This is a genomic window from Streptomyces sp. NPDC127190, from assembly GCF_042672505.1.
GTDB lineage: Bacteria > Actinomycetota > Actinomycetes > Streptomycetales > Streptomycetaceae > Streptomyces.
Window position 1 is genome coordinate 341,283 of record NZ_JBHXVE010000001.1, and the last position, 20,695, is coordinate 361,977.

General features: G+C 69.5%; 12 protein-coding genes. 9 read left to right on the plus strand and 3 right to left on the minus strand.

The genetic code is table 11. The features are described 5' to 3' along the window. The first annotated feature begins 34 nt into the window (after nucleotides 1-34). From ACFVIU_RS01500 to ACFVIU_RS01510, 3 genes are all read left to right on the plus strand, one after another. On the plus strand, nucleotides 35-4,207 hold the full coding sequence (locus ACFVIU_RS01500; protein WP_385839867.1) for an RHS repeat-associated core domain-containing protein: 4,173 nt from the start codon (nucleotides 35-37) through the stop codon (nucleotides 4,205-4,207). A 1-nt stretch (nucleotide 4,208) separates the two neighbouring features. After that, nucleotides 4,209-4,622 carry a hypothetical protein gene (locus tag ACFVIU_RS01505; RefSeq protein ID WP_385839868.1) on the plus strand — a complete coding sequence of 138 codons (414 nt, stop codon included), beginning with the start codon at nucleotides 4,209-4,211 and terminating at the stop codon, nucleotides 4,620-4,622. Between the two features lie 600 nt (nucleotides 4,623-5,222). After that, nucleotides 5,223-5,852 carry a hypothetical protein gene (locus ACFVIU_RS01510; protein WP_385839869.1) on the plus strand — a complete coding sequence of 210 codons (630 nt, stop codon included), beginning with the start codon at nucleotides 5,223-5,225 and terminating at the stop codon, nucleotides 5,850-5,852. A 281-nt stretch (nucleotides 5,853-6,133) separates the two neighbouring features. Here the strand turns inward: ACFVIU_RS01510 and ACFVIU_RS01515 are convergent, their stop codons facing one another. Further along, the gene (locus ACFVIU_RS01515; protein WP_385839870.1) at nucleotides 6,134-6,559 is read right to left on the minus strand and encodes an ATP-binding protein; all 426 of its coding nucleotides are present in this window, start codon (nucleotides 6,557-6,559) and stop codon (nucleotides 6,134-6,136) included. Between the two features lie 202 nt (nucleotides 6,560-6,761). Between ACFVIU_RS01515 and ACFVIU_RS01520 the strand changes: the two genes are divergently transcribed. Both ACFVIU_RS01520 and ACFVIU_RS01525 read left to right on the plus strand, forming a co-directional pair. Then, nucleotides 6,762-7,613: a helix-turn-helix domain-containing protein gene (locus ACFVIU_RS01520; protein WP_385839871.1), complete on the plus strand. Its 852-nt coding sequence runs from the start codon at nucleotides 6,762-6,764 to the stop codon at nucleotides 7,611-7,613. Between the two features lie 8 nt (nucleotides 7,614-7,621). Beyond that, nucleotides 7,622-7,807, plus strand: coding sequence for a DUF397 domain-containing protein (locus ACFVIU_RS01525; RefSeq protein WP_385839872.1), 186 nt, complete (start codon nucleotides 7,622-7,624; stop codon nucleotides 7,805-7,807). A 24-nt stretch (nucleotides 7,808-7,831) separates the two neighbouring features. Here ACFVIU_RS01525 and ACFVIU_RS01530 read toward each other — a convergent pair whose 3' ends face one another. Beyond that, nucleotides 7,832-10,456, minus strand: a complete 2,625-nt coding sequence (locus ACFVIU_RS01530; RefSeq protein WP_385839873.1) for a glycosyltransferase family 1 protein — start codon at nucleotides 10,454-10,456, stop codon at nucleotides 7,832-7,834. A 349-nt stretch (nucleotides 10,457-10,805) separates the two neighbouring features. Between ACFVIU_RS01530 and ACFVIU_RS01535 the strand changes: the two genes are divergently transcribed. From ACFVIU_RS01535 to glgB, 4 genes are all read left to right on the plus strand, one after another. Beyond that, a complete protein-coding gene (locus ACFVIU_RS01535) occupies nucleotides 10,806-12,878 on the plus strand; it encodes an alpha-1,4-glucan--maltose-1-phosphate maltosyltransferase (protein WP_385839874.1) in 2,073 nt (690 codons plus the stop codon). Further along, the gene (gene treS, locus ACFVIU_RS01540; protein WP_385839875.1) at nucleotides 12,875-14,575 is read left to right on the plus strand and encodes a maltose alpha-D-glucosyltransferase; all 1,701 of its coding nucleotides are present in this window, start codon (nucleotides 12,875-12,877) and stop codon (nucleotides 14,573-14,575) included. The genes ACFVIU_RS01535 and treS overlap by 4 nt, the downstream gene beginning before the upstream one ends. A gap of 89 nt (nucleotides 14,576-14,664) precedes the next feature. Beyond that, the gene (locus ACFVIU_RS01545; protein WP_385839876.1) at nucleotides 14,665-16,080 is read left to right on the plus strand and encodes a maltokinase; all 1,416 of its coding nucleotides are present in this window, start codon (nucleotides 14,665-14,667) and stop codon (nucleotides 16,078-16,080) included. Then, nucleotides 16,077-18,290, plus strand: coding sequence for a 1,4-alpha-glucan branching enzyme (gene glgB / locus ACFVIU_RS01550; protein WP_385839877.1), 2,214 nt, complete (start codon nucleotides 16,077-16,079; stop codon nucleotides 18,288-18,290). The genes ACFVIU_RS01545 and glgB overlap by 4 nt, the downstream gene beginning before the upstream one ends. 84 nt (nucleotides 18,291-18,374) lie before the next feature. Here glgB and ACFVIU_RS01555 read toward each other — a convergent pair whose 3' ends face one another. Next, the gene (locus tag ACFVIU_RS01555) at nucleotides 18,375-20,675 is read right to left on the minus strand and encodes a HelD family protein (RefSeq protein ID WP_385840309.1); all 2,301 of its coding nucleotides are present in this window, start codon (nucleotides 20,673-20,675) and stop codon (nucleotides 18,375-18,377) included. Nucleotides 20,676-20,695: the final 20 nt, after the last annotated feature.

Consider the following 20,695-nt stretch of genomic DNA (forward strand, 5'->3'; position numbering starts at 1 on the left):
ATCTGCTTGACGTGGCAATGCCAGAATCTCGATCATGAGCGACCGTCGGCACGAGCAGCCCGAGACACCTCAAGAGGCCCCGTCAGCAGAGCCCGTTGATGCTCCGGAGCCGGTGGATGCCCCGGAGCCGACCGACACGCGCGACGCGGGCACCGAGCAGGGTGCCGATGCCCCGGAGCCGACGGGCGCGGAGGAAGCCGACAGCGCACCGGAGGAGACCGCCGCCCCGGAGCCGGGAGTCGAACAGACCGGCGCCGAGGCTCCGGAGCCGACGGAGGCGGAGGAAGCCGAGGCTCCGGAGCCGGAGGCCGAGCATCCTGGCGCCGAGGCTCCCGAACCGGCGGACGCAGAAGAACCCGGCGCTGCGGAGCCGGAGGCTGAACAGATCGACGCCGACGCTCCCGAACCGGCGGACGCAGAAGAACCCGGCGCTGCGGAGCCGGAGGCCGAACAGACCGACGCCGATGACGCCCCGGAACCCGCGAACGCAGCGGACGCAGACTCCGAAACCGGCCCCGAAGACGCCTCCGACACCGGCACCGAGCACGAAGACGAAGCTCCGGACCCGGCGTCTCCCGAGGGCGCAGAGGGCTCGGAGGACCCGGAGGACCCGGAGGCCCCGGAGGGCCTGGAGGACCCGGAGGGCCTGGAGGACTCGGACGCGAAAACTCCCCGGGACCAGGTCTCCGAGGACCCGCACGAGCCCTCCCGCCCCGACGCATCACGGTGCAGCGAAGGCACCGACCCCGTCGACCTCGCCACCGGCAAGATGTACCTGCCGCAGACGGACGTCACCCTCCCCGGCGCGCTGCCCCTCGCCCTGACCCGGCGCGTGGAATCGGGCTACCACCTGGGCCGCTGGTTCGGTCCCTCCTGGTCCTCGACGCTGGACCAGCGCCTGGAGATAGACGCCGAGGGCGTCATCCACGTCACGGAGGACGGCCTCCTCCTGTCCTACCCCCACCCGGCCCCAGGCCTGCCCACCCTCCCGGCCCACGGCCCCCGCCGCCCCCTGGACCGCGTGGCCGGCGGCTACACCATCACCGACCCGGAAACCCTCCGCACCTGGCACTTCGCCGACCGGGGCGACAGCCTGGCCGTCCTTCAACAGATGGACGACCGCAACGGCAACCGCCTCACCTTCGAGTACGACGCGGAGGGCACCCCCCTCGCCGTCCACACCAGCGCCGGCCAGGGCGTCCGCATCACCACGGACTCCGGCCGCATCACGGCGTACCACCTGTCCGCCACCGGCGAGGAGCTGAAACGCTTCCGCTACACGGACGGCAACCTCACCGAGGTCATCAACTCCTCCGGCCTCCCCCTCCGCTTCACCTACGACGACCGGGGCCGCGTCACCTCCTGGACGGACACCAACGACCGCAGCTACACCTACGCGTACGACGACCAGGACCGCTGCATCGCCGAGGGCGGCTCGGCCGGCCACATGGCCCTGCGCCTGACCTACACCGACCCGGACCCCACGACAGGGCTGCGCACCACAACGGCGACGACGGGCGCGGGCCACACCCGCAGCTACCTCATCGACGCGGCCTGGCAGGTGGTGGCGGAGACCGACGCGCTGGGCGCGACCACGCGCTACGTCCGCGACCGCCACAACCGCCTCCTCTCCACCACCGACCCGCTCGGCCACACGACGGCCTTCCACTACGACGACGAGGGCAACCTCACCTCGGTCGTCCGCCCGGACGGCCGCGAGGCGAGGGCGGAGTACAACGCGCTCGGCCTCCCAGTGAAGCTGGTCAACCCCGACGGCACGGTCATCCGCCAGACCTACGACGACCGGGGCAACCGCACATCGGTCACGGACCCGTCGGGAGGGACCACCCGATTCACCTACAACGAGTCCGGCCACCTGATGTCGGTCACGGACCCCCTGGGCCACACCACCACGGTCGTCTGCGACCGCGCGGGCCTGCCCTTGCGCGTGACGGACCCCCTGGGAGCGGTGACCGCCTACGAGCGAGACGCCCAGGGCCGCCCGATCACGATCACGGACCCGACGGGCGCCCGAACCCGTCTGGAATGGTCGGTCGAAGGCCACCTGACCCGCCGTACGGCCCCCGACGGTACGACGGAGACCTGGACCTACGACGGCGAGGGCAACTGCACCACCCACACGGACCCCCTGGGCGGCGTCTCGCACTTCGAGTACACCCACTTCGACCTGCTGACGGCCCGCACGGGCCCGGACGGCGTCCGCTACGAGTTCACCCACGACTCCGAACTCCGCCTCACAAAGGTCACCAACCCGCAGGGCCTGACCTGGGAGTACACCTACGACCCCGCGGGCCGCCTGCTCGCGGAGACGGACTTCGACGACCGCACACTCACCTACGCCTACGACGCGGCCGGCCGCCTGGTCAGCAGACGGAACGCCCTCGGCCGGACGACGTCGTACGAACGCGACGCCCTCGGCCAGATCCTCCGCAAGCACACGGCGGACGGAACCACCACCTACTCCTACGACCTCACCGACCAACTCGCCCAGGCGACCGGCCCCGACGGCACGACCCTGACCCTCCTGCGCGACCACCTCGGCCGGCTGCGCTCGGAGACGGTCGACGGCCGCACGGTGACCTACACCTACGACAGTCTGGGCCGCCGCACGGGCCGCACGACGCCGACGGGCGCGGTCACCACCTGGTCGTACGACGCGGCGGGCCGCCGCACCGGCATGGTGGCCTCGGGCCGCTCGATCGACTTCACCTATGACGAGTCAGGCCGCGAACTGACCCGCCAGATCGCCGGCACGGTCACCCTGGACCACACCTTCGACCCGATGGGCCGCCTGACCACCCAGTCGGTGACCGGCACCGCAGGCCGCACGATCCAGCACCGCACCTACACCTACCGAGCCGACGGCAACATCATCGGCATCCAGGACCAGCTCAACGGCGCCCGCCACTTCGACCTGGACGCCACAGGCCGGGTAACGGCGGTCCACGCGGCGAACTGGACCGAACGCTACGCCTACGACGAGGCAGGCAACCAGACCTACGCCTCCTGGCCGGCGAACCACCCGGGCACGGAGGCCACCGGCACCCGCTCCTATGCGGGCACCCGCATCACCCGAGCCGGCAACGTCCGCTACGAACACGACGCGCTGGGCCGCATCACCCTGCGCCAGAAGACCCGCCTGTCCCGCAAGCCGGACACCTGGCGCTACGAGTGGGACACCGAAGACCGCCTGACCTCGGCAATAACCCCCGACGGCACCCTCTGGCGCTACACCTACGACCCGCTGGGCCGCCGCACGGCGAAACTCCGCATGGCGGCCGACGGCGAAACAGTCCTGGAGCGAGTGACCTTCACCTGGGACGGCACAACCCTCTGCGAACAGACCACAACCTCGGGGAACTACCCCCACCCGGTCACCCTCACCTGGGACCACCAGGGCCTACGCCCCCTCTCCCAAACGGAACGCATCATCACCCCCCAGTCGGAGATCGACTCCCGCTTCTTCGCCATCATCACCGACCTGGTCGGCACCCCGAGCGAACTGGTGGACGAACAGGGCAACATAGCCTGGCGCACCCGAAGCACCCTCTGGGGCACAACGGCCTGGACAACAAACAGCACGACCTACACACCCCTACGCTTCCCAGGCCAATACTTCGACCCCGAAACGGGACTGCATTACAACTACTTCCGCCACTACGACCCAGAGACGGCCAGATACCTCACACCGGACCCTCTCGGCCTGACTCCGGCACCCAACCCTGTCACCTATGTCCGCAACCCGTACACCCACTCTGATTCGCTCGGACTCGCACCGGATTACCCTGAGGGAGAGATCCCCCGCGGGCCTTTCGACTTCAGAAAGTCAAATCCGAATTTTCCCCCGAATGAAGCGGCGACAGAGGTCATGAGAGCCGCTCCAATCGGCGGAAATATCGACTGCTCAGAGATAGCCGAATACATCCTCCGCGAGACGGGAGGAGAGGGCAAGATCATCAATTTCACTTCACACAATGATTCCGAAATAATGATACCCGAGAAAATGGGTGACGAAATTCAAGGATATCGGTATCACGACGTTTACACTGACGGCAGGTACGTGTACGACCCTGCAATGAGCTCGAATCCCCTCCCATACGGCGACTATGAGCGAGCCATTCGCCTGTCAAACCCCAGAAAGAAGCTCGTTGTTCAAAACGGGGGATACTCCGGGCCCCTCTGGTGAGATGATCGGATCCGATATGTCGACTCGAAGCACGCAAGCAACCCGCGCACTCAGCAGGTTCGGGGAACTAGCTTGGTTCAAGCTGCCCGCGGAATACAACGACAATTTCGGCTACCATCAGGTGGCATATATGGGCTGGCGCTTTAAAGCACCTAGCGAAGAGATCGCACAGGTCATCGATAATGTGATTCAAGAGTCACCCACCCAAACAGAATGGACACTCGACCGGACAAGGAGGAACTGGGTACTCGTGCCAACCAGAGTCCTACAAGAGGCACAGGGGCTCTCCGACCCGGCTTTCTCCGACGTCATTCGCACCACCGCCATTCAGGACCAGGAATTCTGTCTCACGACAATTTCTGATCTCGATGTCATTGTCCAGCACCTACAGCAGGTTGCGACCCCGGAAAGTTGACCCGATAGAGAGCAGCCCCAGTGCGCCGAGCCATAAGGCGCCCACCGACGACGATGGTCTGCTGTTTCGCAACGGACCTTCAATATGGGATCACTGATGACATACTACAGAGACCTATCTCCGCACGAGTACTGGAAGACTGTATGGCCACCGAATCCGCCTGAGAATTCGGAAAGGCTCCTCAACGTCGGTTGGCTGAGCGCTGACAGGGATTTCCCTACGGGGGATTATCCAGCAGGGTTTGTCGACCACCTCATCGACCGAGCCAGCAACCCAGCAAATCTCACGCGGGGTGTACATCATTGCGAGTTCTGCGATCGGCGATCCCCCCTGCAAGTAAGGAATAAAGAATCAGGAAGTACTGCCTATCTTGGAAACGGAGAAATCATCGTCACGGCAGCCGGTGGAGAAATTTACGCTGCCCCCACATTGATCATCCACTATGTAATCGATCACGACTATCTGCCACCGGTTGAGTTCATAGAGGCGGTGATGAAACGAGTCGATTAGCCTTATCAATGGTCTCGCCTAAATCTGAGCACCAAGGAGAGCCGTGATCGAGCAGTTCCTTCTGGATCTTTGCGAGCCGCGTGAAGTGAGGTGAGTGCCGTATCCCTGAAAGAGACGTTCGGCATCGACCATGGAGGCACGGACCCGCTTATCGATCGTGTCGACGCCCTCATCGGCAATGGCTACATAGGCGAAGAGAAGGCCGCACGCATAGCAGTCGAGGTGCCCGAATCCGGGACGAAAATCCTTAACTGGCTTCGGGCCATGGCCAGCACCGGCGACTGGCATAGGTTCGAGCGCTTTGCGGCAGTCGCCCTACACCTCCACCCGGACGGGCTCGCCGAAATTCTCCTGAACGCTCTCACATCGGGCAAGCATGTTGGTCGATCTTCCCAGAACTCACTGGCCCACCAGAAGGAAGCGCGACGAGTGAACGAGGAGGACCTCGTCGAGTTTCTCGGAGAACTGCACGCCCAAGAGGCAGTCGGTGCACTCGGTCTGCTCCTCCAGGAAAGAATGGAATCTGATGCGCCGTACTTCAGCTTGTGCATCAAGATCATCCAATCCCTCGGTGATATCGATACGCCGGAAGCGCAAGATGTTCTGAGGTCCGTGGCCTCGGGTGATTGGCCCAAGCCGCTGAAGTGGCACGCGGCCGAGGAACTCGGCATTGAGGAGGAGCTCGGCTTCGACGAAGACGAGATGCTCGGCGGGACGTGACGGCCGTCGCTCGGCGGAAGGGTTAAGCAAGTGCTGGGACCCTGACATCCACGTGCGCCACCCGTGAACAGACCGCACACCTGCCTGCTGCCCCGTAGTGCTGCCGGCGGAGCCCAGCGCTGGTCTGCATCAGGGCCAGTCTCCAGCCCGGTTGATCCAGCGCATCCACCTCAACCGTGCTTCCGCCAAGGCATGCCGGATGCCGCGCACCAGCAGCTCATCGGTCCCGTCGTTTTGGTGTGGGCTCGCTTGAACAGGCACGTCTGCGTTCTGTCAGCGCGTCATGCCGCCGCAAGTTCGCACCACACGTACTTCCCCCGGTCGCCGAAGCGTGCCGTCGGCTGCCAGCCCCAGTAGCGGGCGCACGCCTTCACCAGGCCCAGGCCCCGTCCCTCCTCCAGCTCCAGGCCGGCCGCCTGGTCCAGGGGGCGGGGCGGGTCCGGCGGGGCGGGGTCGGTGTCCCAGGCGCCGATCCAGACCGTACCCTCCGGCATGCGGCGGACCCTCAGCGCCGCCGGGCCCTTGGTGTGCTGTACGGCGTTCGACACCAGCTCCGTCGCGAGCAGCTCGGCGGTGTCCACCAGGCCGATCAGACCGTGCAGGGTGAGGATCAGGCGCAGGGTGCGGCGGCAGACGGTCACCGCTCTGAGGTCGTTGGGGATGTAGATCGTGTAGTCCCAGGTCTCGGTGGGCGCGCTTTCGGACATGCGTCAGCAACTCCAGTCGTTCAGTGGGGATTTCGCGCGCGGTGGCATTGCCGCAGCCGTCATGGCAGGACGGCGCGGTGCACTTCCGCAGCGCAATCAGTACGTCACTGACGGTAGGGGGCAATATTTAGATCCCGCAAGCTGGTCGCGTAATCTGACCCCGAACGGGTCGCCGGGCACGGCGCGTTGAGAGGACCAGTCGATGGCGAAGAGAACCGAGCCGACGGCACGTCAGATGCGTCTGGCCACCGAGCTACGCAGGCTCCGTGACGCGGCCGGCCTCGCATCGAGGGAGGCTGCGGCCCTGCTCGGGGTGACCGCTCCGCAGATCAGTCAGATCGAGTCCGGGCTCGCCGGTGTGAGTGAGAAGCGGCTGCGTCGTATGGCCGCGAACTACTCGTGCACGGATGACGGGTTGATCGACGCCCTGGTGGCCATGGCAACCGACCGCACCCGTGGCTGGTGGGAGGAGTACCGGGAGCTGCTGCCCACCGCCTTTCTCGATCTCGCCGAGTTGGAACATCACTCGACATACCGACGCGACGTGGAGTTCCTCTTCGTCCCTGGTCTCCTCCAGACGGAGGACTACGCCCGGGCGGCCTTCTCCTCCAGAGTCCCGGTACTCCCGGCAGAGGAGCTGGAGCTGCGCGTCCGGCACCGGATGCAGCGGAGAGTCATCCTCGAACGCACGGTCCCCGTCCCGTACGAGGCGGTCGTCCACGAGGCGGCGCTCCGCATTCGGGTCGCTGATCGCAGGACGTCAAGAGCCCAGCTCAGCCGCATCCTGGAACTGTCGGAGGCAGAGCACATCACCGTCCGGGTCATCCCCTTCGACGTCGACGGCTTCGGGGGGACCTGGAGTCCCATGATGCTGGCGGGCGGTGCCGTACCACGGTTGGACACAGCCGCTCGTGACGCCCCACACGGCACGGGCTTCATCGATTCCGAGGCTCAGCTCGAAGTCCTGCGGACGGTCTTCCATAGAGTGGAGGCGGCATCGCTCGCCCCCACCCCTTCGCGTGACTTCATCCACAGACTGGCCAAGGAACTGTGAGACCTACCATGACCATCCCCGGCAACTGGCGGAAGTCGTCCTACTCCGGTGGCGGAGACGGCAACAACTGCGTGGAAATCGCCCCCACCCCCACCCACATATCCATCCGCGACTCCAAGGACCCGGCCCTCGGCATCCTCACCGTCCCGGCCGGGTCCTTCGACCTCTTCATCAGGGCCTTGAAGAGGAGCTGAGGAAGAAGAAGACCTGGGCGCCGCTCAGCGCAGCACCACCCCCGCCCCCTCCACCACCTCCTCCGACGGCACCGTCATCAGGCCCATCTCCGCGGAGGCGGCCAGCAGGCGGTGGGTCGGGAGGATGCGGACCGTGTAGCCGTAGGGGCCGGTGCGGTCCAGGGCCAGGGGGCCTTCGTAGACGACGCGGCCCTCCAGGTCCGGCGTGCCCGTCGGCTTCAGCGGCATCACCGTCGCGTCCGTGATGCGGTCCTCCGCGTCCACCCGGCCGGACACCGCCTGGACCTCGACGTAGTCCGGGGTCAGGGCGCCGAGGGCGACGCGGACGCGGAGGCCCACCGTGGTGCCCAGTTCCGCCGTGGGGCTGGTCGCCGTCGTTTCGACGTGGTCGACGCTGACGCCGGGCCACGCCGAGCGCACCCGGGACTTCCAGTCGGCCAGGTCGCGCGCCACGTCGGGGGTGAGGGCGCGGTGGGACTGCGCGGCGGGGGCGTAGAGGCGGTCGACGTATTCGCGGACCATGCGGCCCGCCAGGACCTTCGGGCCGAGCAGGGTGAGTGTCTGGCGGACCATCTGGATCCAGCGGTCGGGGAGGCCGGCCCGGCCGCGTTCGTAGAAGCGGGGGGTGACCCGCTGTTCCAGGAGGTCGTAGAGGGCCGCCGCCTCGATGTCGTCGCGGCGGTCCGGGTCCGTGTCCGTGCCCGCGCCGTCCGCCGTCGGGATGGCCCAGCCGAAGTCGGGGCGGAACCATTCGTCCCACCAGCCGTCCAGGACGGAGAGGTTGAGGCAGCCGTTGAGGGCCGCCTTCATGCCGGATGTGCCGCAGGCCTCCAGCGGGCGCAGGGGGTTGTTCAGCCAGACGTCGCAGCCGGGGTAGAGCTTCTGCGCCATCGCCATGCCGTAGTCGGGCAGGAAGACGATGCGGTGGCGGACGCGCGGGTCGTCGGCGAAGCGGACCAGTTCCTGGACGAGCCGCTTGCCGCTGTCGTCCGCGGGGTGTGCCTTTCCGGCCACCACGAGCTGCACCGGCCGCTCCGGGTGGAGGAGGAGGCGGGTGAGGCGGTCGCGGTCGCGGAGCATGAGGGTGAGGCGTTTGTAGGAGGGGACGCGGCGGGCGAAGCCGATGGTCAGGACGTCGGGGTCGAGGACGCCGTCGATCCAGCCCAGTTCGGCGTCGCCCGCGCCGCGTTGCCGCCAGGAGGCGCGCAGCCGGTCGCGTACTTCCTGCACCAGCTGTTCGCGCAGGGTGCGGCGCAGCTCCCAGATCTCGTCGTCCGGGATCTGCGCGACCGAGTCCCAGCGGTCGGAGCCGCCGACGGTGAGCGCGTCCTCGGCGCGCTGGGCGCCGATCTGCCGGGCGCCGAGGCGCAGCACCTCCGGGGCGACCCAGGTGGGCGCGTGCACTCCGTTGGTGACGGAGGTGATCGGCACCTCCTCGGGGTCGAATCCCGGCCACAGGCCGGCGAACATCTGCCGGCTGACCTGGCCGTGCAGCAGCGACACCCCGTTCGCGCGCTGGGCTAGCCGGAGGCCCATCACGGCCATGTTGAACAGGTTCGGCTCGCCGCCCTGGTACGTCTCCATGCCCAGCTCGAGGACGCGCTGGACGTCGAGGCCGGGGAGTTCGGCGTCCGGGCCGAAGTGCCGGGCGACCAGCTCCCGGTCGAAGCGGTCGATGCCGGCCGGGACGGGGGTGTGGGTGGTGAAGACCGTGCCCGCGCGGACCGCCTCCAGGGAGGAGTCGAAGTCCAGCCCGGACGCGGCGAGTTCGGCGATGCGTTCCAGGCCGAGGAAGCCCGCGTGGCCCTCGTTGGTGTGGAAGACCTCGGGTTCCGGGTGGCCGGTGAGGCGGCAGTACGTCCGTACCGCCCGGACCCCTCCTATGCCGAGCAGCATCTCCTGGAGCAGCCGGTGCTCGCCGCCGCCGCCGTAGAGCCGGTCGGTCACCCCGCGTTCGCCGGGGCCGTTCTCCTCCACGTCCGAGTCGAGCATCAGCAGCGGCACCCGGCCCACCTGCGCCAGCCAGATCCGGGCGTGCAGGGCCCTGCCGCCGGGCAGCGCCAGGGAGATCCGCGCATGGCTGCCGTCGGGCTCCTTGAGCGGGGTGACGGGCAGTTCGTTGGGGTCGAGCACCGGATAGTGCTCCTGCTGCCAGCCGTCACGGGAGAGGGTCTGCCGGAAGTACCCGTGCCGGTAGAGCAGGCCGACACCGATCAGCGGGACGCCGAGGTCGCTGGCGGCCTTGAGATGGTCGCCGGCGAGGATGCCGAGACCGCCGGAGTACTGGGGCAGCGCGGCCGTGATGCCGAACTCCGGGGAGAAGTAGGCGACGGCGGCGGGCAGGCCGTCGGCCTGGGCCTGGTACCAGCGGTCGCCGGTGAGGTAGTCGTCGAGGTCGTCCGCGACCGCGCGCAGGCGGCGCAGGAACCGGCGGTCCCCGGCCAGCTCGGCCAGCCGTGCGGGCCGTACCCCGCCGAGGAGCCGCACCGGGTCGCCGCCGCCCTCGGGCCATCGCTCGGGGTCGACGGACTGGAACAGGTCGCGCGTTTCCGCATGCCAGGACCAGCGCAGATTGCGCGCCAGGTCGCTCAGCGGCCGGAGGGGTTCGGGGAGCACGGGACGGACGGTGAACCGACGGATCGCCTTCACATTCCACCTCGACGCGTCGCGGGGTGAGACGCACGGCGCTGTACGTCTCGTCGTCACCCTTGACGGTAGTGGTTACCGGAGCGTCGGTGGGGACCTGCCGACCGGGGGTGTCGGGGCGTCAGGTCCCGGTCGCCGGGCACCCGGAAGAAGAGGTCGCACAAGGGACCGTAAAAGGGGCTGCGGTATGCGTAGACATACGCGTGAGTAGTTAACAAAGTTCCGGATTGCTCACCCGAACAGGGTGGGAAGGCTCCTCCGGTACGACCCCACAGGCGTACCACAGCACCCCGCAGGACCCACCTCCCCACAGCCATCCGCCCACACCCAGTTGAAGCGGACAGGAGCGGTCATGCCCGCCACGCAGCACTCGTCAGCGCCCCCGGCAAGCGACAAGCCCGCCGGCCGGAACAGCAGGAAGCCACGTCCCTCGCCCACGGCCCCGGCCGTCGGCCGTATCCCCGTCCTCGACGTCCGGCCCGTGGTGCAGCACGGGCGCCGGCCCGCCAAAGCGGTGACCGGGGAGGCGTTCCAGGTGACGGCCACCGTGTTCCGGGAGGGACACGACGCCGTGGCCGCCAATGTCGTACTCCGCGATCCCGCCGGCCGGCCCGGGCCCTGGACTCCGATGCGGGAGCTGGCCCCCGGCACCGACCGCTGGGGCGCCACGGTCACCGCCGGTGCGCCGGGCCGCTGGAGCTACACGGTGGAGGCCTGGTCCGACCCGCTCACCACCTGGCGGCGGCACGCGGAGATCAAGATCCCGGCCGGGATCGACACGGAACTGGTCCTGGCGGAGGGCGCCCTGCTGTACGAGCGTGCCGCCGCCGGGGTGCCCAAGGGCCCGGAGCGGCAGCGGGTCCTGGACGCGGTGGCGGCCCTGCGGGACGAGGACCGGCCGGCCGCCTGGCGGCTCGCGGCCGCGCTGGCGCCGGGGACCCTGGAGGTGCTGGCCCGGTATCCGCTGCGGGAGCTGGTCACCGCGTCGGACCGGATGCCGCTGCTGGTGGAGCGCGAACGCGCCCTGTTCGGCTCCTGGTACGAGTTCTTCCCGCGCTCGGAGGGCACCGCCGAGCAGCCGCACGGCACCTTCCGCACGGCCGCCCGGCGGCTGAAGCCGATCGCCGACATGGGCTTCGACGTCGTCTACCTCCCGCCGATCCACCCGATCGGCACGACCTTCCGCAAGGGCCCCAACAACACCCTGACCGCCGGCCCGCAGGACGTGGGGGTGCCCTGGGCGATCGGGTCGCCCGAGGGCGGGCACGACGCCGTGCACCCGCAGCTGGGCACCCTGGAGGACTTCGACTTCTTCGTGCGCGAGGCGCAGCGCCTGGGTCTGGAGATCGCGCTCGACTTCGCCCTCCAGTGCTCCCCCGACCACCCCTGGGTGCAGAAGCACCCGGAGTGGTTCCACCACCGGCCGGACGGCACCATCGCCTACGCCGAGAACCCGCCGAAGAAGTACCAGGACATCTACCCGATCGCCTTCGACGCCGACATGGACGGCCTGGTCACCGAGACCGTCCGGGTGCTGCGGCACTGGATGGGGCACGGGGTGCGGATCTTCCGGGTGGACAACCCGCACACCAAGCCCGTGGTGTTCTGGGAGCGGGTGATCGGCGAGATCAACCGCAAGGACCCGGACGTGATCTTCCTGGCCGAGGCCTTCACCCGGCCCGCGATGATGCACACTCTGGCGCAGATCGGCTTCCAGCAGTCGTACACCTACTTCACCTGGCGCAACAGCAAGCAGGAACTCACCGAGTACCTCACCGAGCTGTCCGGCGAGGCGGCCGCCTACATGCGGCCCAACTTCTTCGCCAACACCCCGGACATCCTGCACGCCTTCCTCCAGCAGGGCGGCCGGCCCGCCTTCGAGGTCCGCGCCGTCCTCGCCGCGACCCTCTCCCCCACCTGGGGCATCTACAGCGGCTACGAACTGTGCGAGAACACCCCGCTGCACCCGGGCAGCGAGGAGTACCTCGACTCCGAGAAGTACCAGCTGCGACCGCGCGACTGGGCGGCCGCCGAGCGCGAGGGACGGACCATCGCGCCCCTCATCACCCGGCTCAACACCGTCCGGCGGCGCAGCCCGGCCCTGCGCCAGCTGCGCGATCTGCACTTCCACCACACCGACAAGGACCAGGTGATCGCCTACTCGAAGCGCAGCGGAGCGAACACGGTCCTGGTCGTCGCCAACCTCGACCCCCACCACACCCAGGAGGCCACGGTCTCGTTGGACATGCCGCAACTCGGCCTGGACTGGCACGAGTCCGTGCCGGTGCGCGACGAGCTCACCGGCGAGACCTATCACTGGGGCAGGGCCAACTATGTGCGCCTCGAACCGGGTCACAGGCCCGCGCATGTCTTCACCGTCCTGCGACCGTCCAACCCGCAGATCGGAGGGTCACCCACCATATGATCGTCAACGAGCCCGTTCCGGACACGTTCGAGAGCACGCCCGCCAAGGACCGGGACCCGGAGTGGTTCAAGCGCGCCGTGTTCTACGAGGTACTGGTCCGCTCCTTCCAGGACAGCAACGGCGACGGCGTCGGCGACCTGAAGGGCCTGACCGCCAAGCTCGACTATCTCCAGTGGCTGGGGGTCGACTGTCTGTGGCTGCCGCCGTTCTTCAAGTCACCGCTCAGAGACGGTGGTTACGACGTCTCCGACTACACCGCCGTACTGCCGGAGTTCGGTGACCTCGCCGACTTCGTGGAGTTCGTGGACGCCTCCCACCAGCGCGGCATGCGGGTGATCATCGACTTCGTCATGAACCACACCAGTGACCAGCATCCGTGGTTCCAGGAGTCCAGGCGGGATCCGGACGGCCCGTACGGCGACTACTACGTCTGGGCCGACGACGACAAGCAGTTCCAGGACGCCCGGATCATCTTCGTCGACACCGAGGCCTCCAACTGGACGTACGACCCGGTACGCAAGCAGTACTACTGGCACCGCTTCTTCTCGCACCAGCCGGACCTGAACTACGAGAACCCGGCCGTGCAGGAGGAGATGATCTCGGCGCTGAAGTTCTGGCTGGATCTCGGCATCGACGGGTTCCGGCTGGACGCCGTGCCGTACCTGTACCAGCAGGAGGGCACCAACTGCGAGAACCTGCCCGCGACCCACGCGTTCCTGCGGCGGGTGCGCGAGGAGATCGACGCCCAGTACCCCGACAAGGTGCTGCTCGCCGAGGCCAACCAGTGGCCGGAGGACGTCGTCGACTACTTCGGGGACTTCCACCGCGGCGGCGACGAGTGCCACATGGCCTTCCACTTCCCGGTCATGCCGCGCATCTTCATGGCCGTACGGCGGGAGTCCCGCTACCCGGTCTCCGAGATCCTCGCCAAGACCCCGGCCATCCCCTCCGGCTGCCAGTGGGGCATCTTCCTGCGCAACCACGACGAGCTGACCCTGGAGATGGTCACCGACGAGGAACGCGACTACATGTGGGCCGAGTACGCCAAGGACCCGCGGATGCGCGCCAACATCGGCATCCGCCGCCGCCTCGCGCCCCTGCTCGACAACGACCGCAACCAGATCGAGCTGTTCACCGCCCTGCTGCTGTCCCTGCCCGGCTCGCCGATCCTGTACTACGGCGACGAGATCGGGATGGGCGACAACATCTGGCTCGGCGACCGCGACGCCGTGCGCACCCCGATGCAGTGGACCCCCGACCGCAACGCGGGCTTCTCGTCCTGTGACCCGGGGCGCCTCTTCCTCCCCACGATCATGGACCCGGTCTACGGCTACCAGGTCACCAACGTCGAGGCCGCCATGTCCTCCCCGTCCAGCCTGCTGCACTGGACGCGCCGCATGATCGAGATCCGCAAGCAGAACCCCGCCTTCGGCCTGGGGACCTACAACGAGCTCCAGTCCTCCAACCCGGCGGTGCTCGCGTTCCTGCGCGAGTACGAGGACGACCTGGTGCTGTGCGTGCACAACTTCTCCCGCTTCGCCCAGCCGACCGAGCTGGACCTGAGCCGGTTCGGCGGGCGGCACCCGGTGGAGCTGTTCGGCGGGGTGCGCTTCCCCGCCATCGGCGAGCTGCCGTATCTGCTCACCCTCGCAGGGCACGGCTTCTACTGGTTCCGGCTGCGCCGCGAAACGGCGTAGTGCCGCCTCGCGGGGCGGTGCGTTTCCACCGCCCCGCCCGGGGCACGCATCAGTAACACCCCGACGACCGGGGAAAGGACGTGACGCCCATGGCGGAAACGGTCACCCCCTTCAGTTCCTCTTCTGGCACCACCGGTCTCGACCCCCTCCTCGCCTCGCTCGAACCGCTGCTCCGCACCTGGCTGCCCCGGCAGCGCTGGTTCGCGGGCAAGGGCCGTCCGGTCACCGGGTTCACCCCCGTGGCCGCCACCGAACTGCTGCCGCCGGACGGCCGGCTCGGCCTGTACCACCTGCTGTTGCGCGTCCACCAGCCGCCCGTGCCGGGCGCGCCCGCGCACCCCGGGGACTGCTACCAGCTGCTGATAGGCGTGCGCGAGGCGCTGCCGCCCCGGCTGGCGCCCGCGCTGATCGGACATGTGGAACAGGGTCCGCTCGCCGGACGCACGGTGTACGACGCCCTGTACGACCCCCGGCCCGCCGAGGTGCTCCTGGAGGCGCTGCGCACCCAGGCCCGCATCGGCGGGCTCTGTTTCGAGCGGGACCCCGGCCAGGAGATCCGGGAGGGTCTGGTGGCCCGGCTGATGACCGCCGAGCAGTCCAACTCCTCGGTGGTGTACGGCGATACGTTCATCCTGAAGCTGCTGCGCCGGGTGGAGCCCGGCATCAACCCCGACCTGGAGCTGCCGCTGGCGCTGGCCCGCGAGGGCTGCCCCCGGGTGCCCGCGCCGACCGCCTGGATGCGGGCGGAGCTGGGCGGGGACCCGTATGTGCTGGCCGTGCTCCAGCCGTTCGTGGCCGGTGCCAGTGACGGCTGGGAGCTGGCGCTGCGCGAGCTGGCCAAGGGCGAGGACTTCCTCGCCGAGGCACGGTCGCTGGGCCGGGCCACCGCCGAGGTGCACACCGCGCTCGCCCGCGCGCTGCCCACGGTCACCCTGGGCCAGGTGCAGATGCGGGCGATGGTCGAGGCGATGACGGAGCGGCTGGCGGCGGCCGTCCAGGCGGTGCCGGTCCTGCGGCCGTACGAGAGCGGGCTGCGCTCCGCCTACACGGCGCTGGCCTCGCTCGCCGCCGAGGGCCACACCTGGACCGCCCAGCGCGTGCACGGCGATCTGCACCTCGGGCAGTGTCTGCGCTCGCCGTCCGGGCAGTGGTCGCTGATCGACTTCGAGGGCGAGCCGGCCCGGCCGTCGGCCGAGCGCCGGATGCCGCAGCCGGTGGTGCGGGACATCGCGGGGATGCTCCGCTCCTTCGACTACGCGGCCCACTCCGCGAGCGCGCCCGCGCCGGACTGGGCGCGGGCCTGCCGGGCCGCCTACTGCTCGGGGTACGCGGAGGTGGCCGGCCGCGACCCGCGCTCCGATCCGCTGCTGCTGCGGGCCTTCGAGACCGACAAGGCGGTCTACGAGGTGGTCTACGAGGCCCGCCACCGCCCCGACTGGCTGCCGGTACCGCTGTCGGCGGTCCGCCGGCTCGCCATCACGTCCGACCAGGAGGCCCGTCCGTGATCCCGAAGGCCGACAAGCCGATCCGTCCGGCCGGTGTCCCGCCCGAGGACCGGGACCGGCTGCTGCACGGCACCCACCACGACCCGCACTCCGTGCTGGGCGCGCACCCGGTGCCCGGAGGTGTCGCCTTCCGGGCGCTGCGGCCGTACGCGCGCTCGGTCACGGTCGTCGGCGACGAAGTGCACGCCGAACTGCACGACGACGGGGACGGGTTCTTCTCCGGGGTGCTGCCGCTGCGGGACGTCCCGGAGTACCGGTTCCTGGTCGCGTACGACGACGCCGCCGTGGAGACGGAGGACGCCTACCGCTTTGTGCCCACGCTCGGCGAGCTGGACCTGCACCTGATCGGTGAGGGCCGGCACGAGCAGCTGTGGCAGGTGCTCGGCGCGCATGTCATGACCCACCAGGGGGTGACCGGCACCCGGTTCGCGGTGTGGGCGCCGAACGCGCGCGGGGTGCGGCTCGCGGGGAGCTTCAACCTCTGGGACGGCACCGGTCATCCGCTGCGCTCGCTCGGTTCCTCCGGGGTCTGGGAGCTGTTCGTGCCCGGGGTCGGCGAGGGCGAGCTGTACAAGTTCGACATCACCCGCCCGGACGGTTCGCACACCCTGCGCGCGGACCCGCTGGCCCGGCGGACCGAGACCCCGCCCGCCACCTCCTCGGTCGTGCACGCCTCGCACTACGAGTGGGGCGACGCGGAGTGGATGGCGCGCCGCGGGGAGATCCCGGTGCACGAGGCGCCGTTCTCCGTGTACGAGGTCCATCTGCCGTCCTGGCGGCCCCGGCTGGGCTACCGCGAGCTGGCCGACCAACTCACCGAGTACGTCAGCGAGTTGGGGTTCACCCATGTGGAGCTGATGCCGGTCGCCGAGCATCCCTTCGGCGGCTCGTGGGGCTACCAGGTCACCGGTTTCTACGCGCCGACGGCCCGCCTCGGCACGCCCGACGACTTCCGGTACCTGGTGGACCGGCTGCACCAGGCCGGGATCGGGGTGCTGATGGACTGGGTGCCGGCACACTTCCCGCGGGACGACTGGGCGCTGGCCGAGTTCGACGGGCGTCCGCTGTACGAGCACCATGATCCGCGCCGGGCCGCGCATCCGGACTGGGGCACCCTGGAGTTCGACTTCGGCCGGCGCGAGGTGCGCAACTTCCTGGTGGCGAACGCCGTGTACTGGTGCGAGGAGTTCCACATCGACGGGCTGCGGGTGGACGCCGTCGCCTCGATGCTCTACCTGGACTACTCGCGCGAGCCGGGGCAGTGGGCGCCGAACGAGCATGGCGGCCGGGAGAACCTGGACGCGGTGGCGTTCCTCCAGGAGATGAACGCCACGGTCTACCGGCGCTGCCCGGGCGTGGTGACCGTCGCCGAGGAGTCGACGGCCTGGGACGGGGTGACCCGGCCCACCCACCACCAGGGTCCGAGCGGCTTCGGCGGCCTGGGTTTCGGGCTGAAGTGGAACATGGGCTGGATGCACGACTCGCTCCAGTACATGAGCCACGAGCCGGTGCATCGCAGGTACCACCACCACGAGCTGACCTTCTCGATGGTGTACGCGTACAGCGAGAACTACGTGCTGCCGATCTCGCACGACGAGGTGGTGCACGGCAAGCGGTCGCTGGTGTCGAAGATGCCGGGCGACTGGTGGCAGCAGCGGGCGAACCTGCGTGCCTATCTGGGCTTCATGTGGGCCCACCCCGGCAAGCAACTGCTGTTCATGGGGCAGGAGTTCGCGCAGGGCTCCGAGTGGTCCGAGGCGCGCGGGCCGGACTGGTGGCTGCTCGACCCGTCGTACGGCGCCGCCGCGGACCACCGGGGCGTGCGGGATCTCGTCCGCGACCTCAACACGCTGTACCGGGCGACGCCGGCGCTGTGGCGGCGGGACACCGATCCGGCGGGCTTCGAGTGGGTGGTCGGGGACGCGGCGGACGACAACGTCTTCGCGTTCCTGCGGTACGACGCCGAGGGCAGCCCGCTGCTCGCGGTCTCCCATCTGGCCCCGGTGGTCCGCCGGGACTACCGCCTGGGTGTCCCGGACGACATACCCGCCTGGGTGGAGGTGCTCAACACCGACGCCGCGGGGTACGGCGGCGGCGATGTCACCACGCCGGAGGCGGTCAAGCCGGAGCCGCGGCCCTGGCACGGCCGGCCGGCGAGCGTCCGGCTGACCCTGCCGCCGCTGGCGACGGTGTGGCTGCGACCCGCCTGAGGGTTTTCCCCTGGCGGCCCGACGCCCGGACCCGGGGGACACGCGGGACGCTCACGTATCCCCCGGGTCCGGTCGACGGCAGCCTCAGCCGCTGGAGCGCACGGCGGTGAGGGCCGCGGGCGGCTCACCGGTGTACAGCACGCCGAGCCGCTGGGTGGCCCGGGTCAGCGCCACATAGAGGTCGCTGGTGCCGTACCGGCCCGGTTCGACCACCAGGACCGAGTCGAACTCCAGGCCCTTGGACTGGCGGGGGTCGAGGAGGACGACGGTCCGGGTGAGGTCGGGTTCGGCGCCGGCCGTGACCCCGTCGAGCCGGGCGGCCAGCGAGCGGTGCAGCTCGCGCGGGGCGATGACCGCGAGGCGGCCCTCGGCCGGGGTGAGTTCGGCGACCGCCTCGGCGACCGCCCCGGGCAGGTCCCCCGAGACCTGCCGCACCCAGGGCGGTACGCCCGTGGAGCGGACCGAGGACGGCGGCTCGAAGTCCGGCCGTCCGGCGCGCACCACGGCCGCGGCCAGCTCCATGATCTCGGCCGGGGTGCGGTAGTTCACGCCGAGCCGGGTGTACTCCCAGCGGTCCTCGACATAGGGGGCGAGGATGTCCGCCCAGGAGCCGACGCCGGCCGCCTCGGCGGTCTGCGCGGGGTCGCCGACCAGCGTCATCGAGCGGGTAGGACAGCGCCGCATCAGCAGCCGCCAGGCCATCGGCGACAGCTCCTGCGCCTCGTCCACGATGATGTGGCCGAACGCCCAGGTGCGGTCGGCGGCTGCGCGCTCGGCGGCGCTGCGGTGGTCGGCCTCCTCCTGCCGCTCGGCGAACCGCTCGGCGTCGATGATGTCGTGCGCGGACAGCACCTCGGACGCCTCCGGGTCGCTGTCCTCCTTGTCCTCGAACTCGAAGGTCCGGGAGGCGTACGACACGTCGAGCACGCTCTGCGCGTAGGCGACCGCGGTCTCGCGTTCCCGTTCGGCGCGGGCCCGCACGATCCGGTCGTCCTCGCCGAGGAGTTCGGCGGCCTCGTCCAGCAGCGGGACGTCGGCGACGGTCCAGGCGCGGGTCACCGGGCGGCGCACCGCGTCGGCGTCCTCCTGGCCGAGGTAGCCGTCCGGTTCGGCGAGGAAGTCGGCGACGAGCCGCTGCGGGGTGAGCCGGGGCCACAACCGGTCGATGGTGTCCCAGACTTCGGGGTTCTCGGCGAGTTCGTCGCGGATCTGGGTGATGTCGGAGGCGTCGAGCAGGCTGCTGCCGTCGTACGGGTCGGTGCCCACGCGTTCGGCGTACAGCTCGGTGAGCGCATTGAGGATATGGCCCTCGAAGTGCTCACGGGCCACGTTGTGCGGCAGCCGTGCGGCCCGGGTGCGCTCGCGGGCGACGTTCACCAGGCCGTCGTCCAGCATCAGCACCTCGCGGTCGTGCTCGATCGCGATGACCGGGTCGGGCAGCGCCTGCCGGTCGGCGACGACGGCGGCGAGCACCTCGGCCATGTCCGCGCGGCCCTTGACGGCCGCCGCCCGCGGGGTGTCGCCGGCGGTGGCCTTCACCCCGGGGAACAGCTCGCCGACCGTGGCCAGCAGCACCCCGGTCTCGCCGAGGGCGGGCAGCACCTCGCCGATGTAGCCGAGGAAGGCGGGGTTGGGGCCGACGATCAGGACGGCCCGGCGGGCGAGCAGCTCCCGGTGTTCGTAGAGCAGGTAGGCGGCGCGGTGCAGGGCGACCGCGGTCTTGCCGGTGCCGGGGCCGCCCTCGACCACCAGGACGCCCCGGTGCGGGGCGCGGATGATCCGGTCCTGCTCGGCCTGGATGGTCTGCACGATGTCGCTCATCCGGCCGGTGCGGGCCGAGTTCAGCGCGGCGAGCAGCACGGCGTCACCGCCCGGGTCCTCGTGGCCGGTGCGGGTGGTGTCGCCGAGGTCGAGGATCTCGTCGTGCAGGGAGGTGACGGTCCGGCCCTCGCTGGTGATGTGCCGGCGCCGCCTGAGCCCCATCGGGGTGTGCCCGGTGGCCAGGTAGAAGGGGCGGGCGATCTCGGCGCGCCAGTCGATGAGGACCGGGGTGCGCGCGGCGTCGTCCTCGCGCAGCCCGATCCGGCCGATGTGGTGGGCCGAGCCGTCGGCCAGGTCGATCCGGCCGAAGCAGAGCGAGCCGTCGACGGCGTTCAGCGCGGCGAGCAGTCCGGAGCGCTCGGCGACCAGGATGTCCCGCTCCAGCCGGGCCTGCATGGGCTTGTCGCCCTGGGCGAGCGCGTCCGCGACCGAGGTCTCGGTCTCGCCGCGGAGCGCGTCCACGCGTGCGTACAGTCCGTCGATGAATTCCTGTTCGTGGCGCAATTCATCGTCGGGAAATTCGCTGTTTGGCTTCCTGTTTGACAATTCCGCTCCCGCCCGGATATACTCTGCTCATCAAGCTT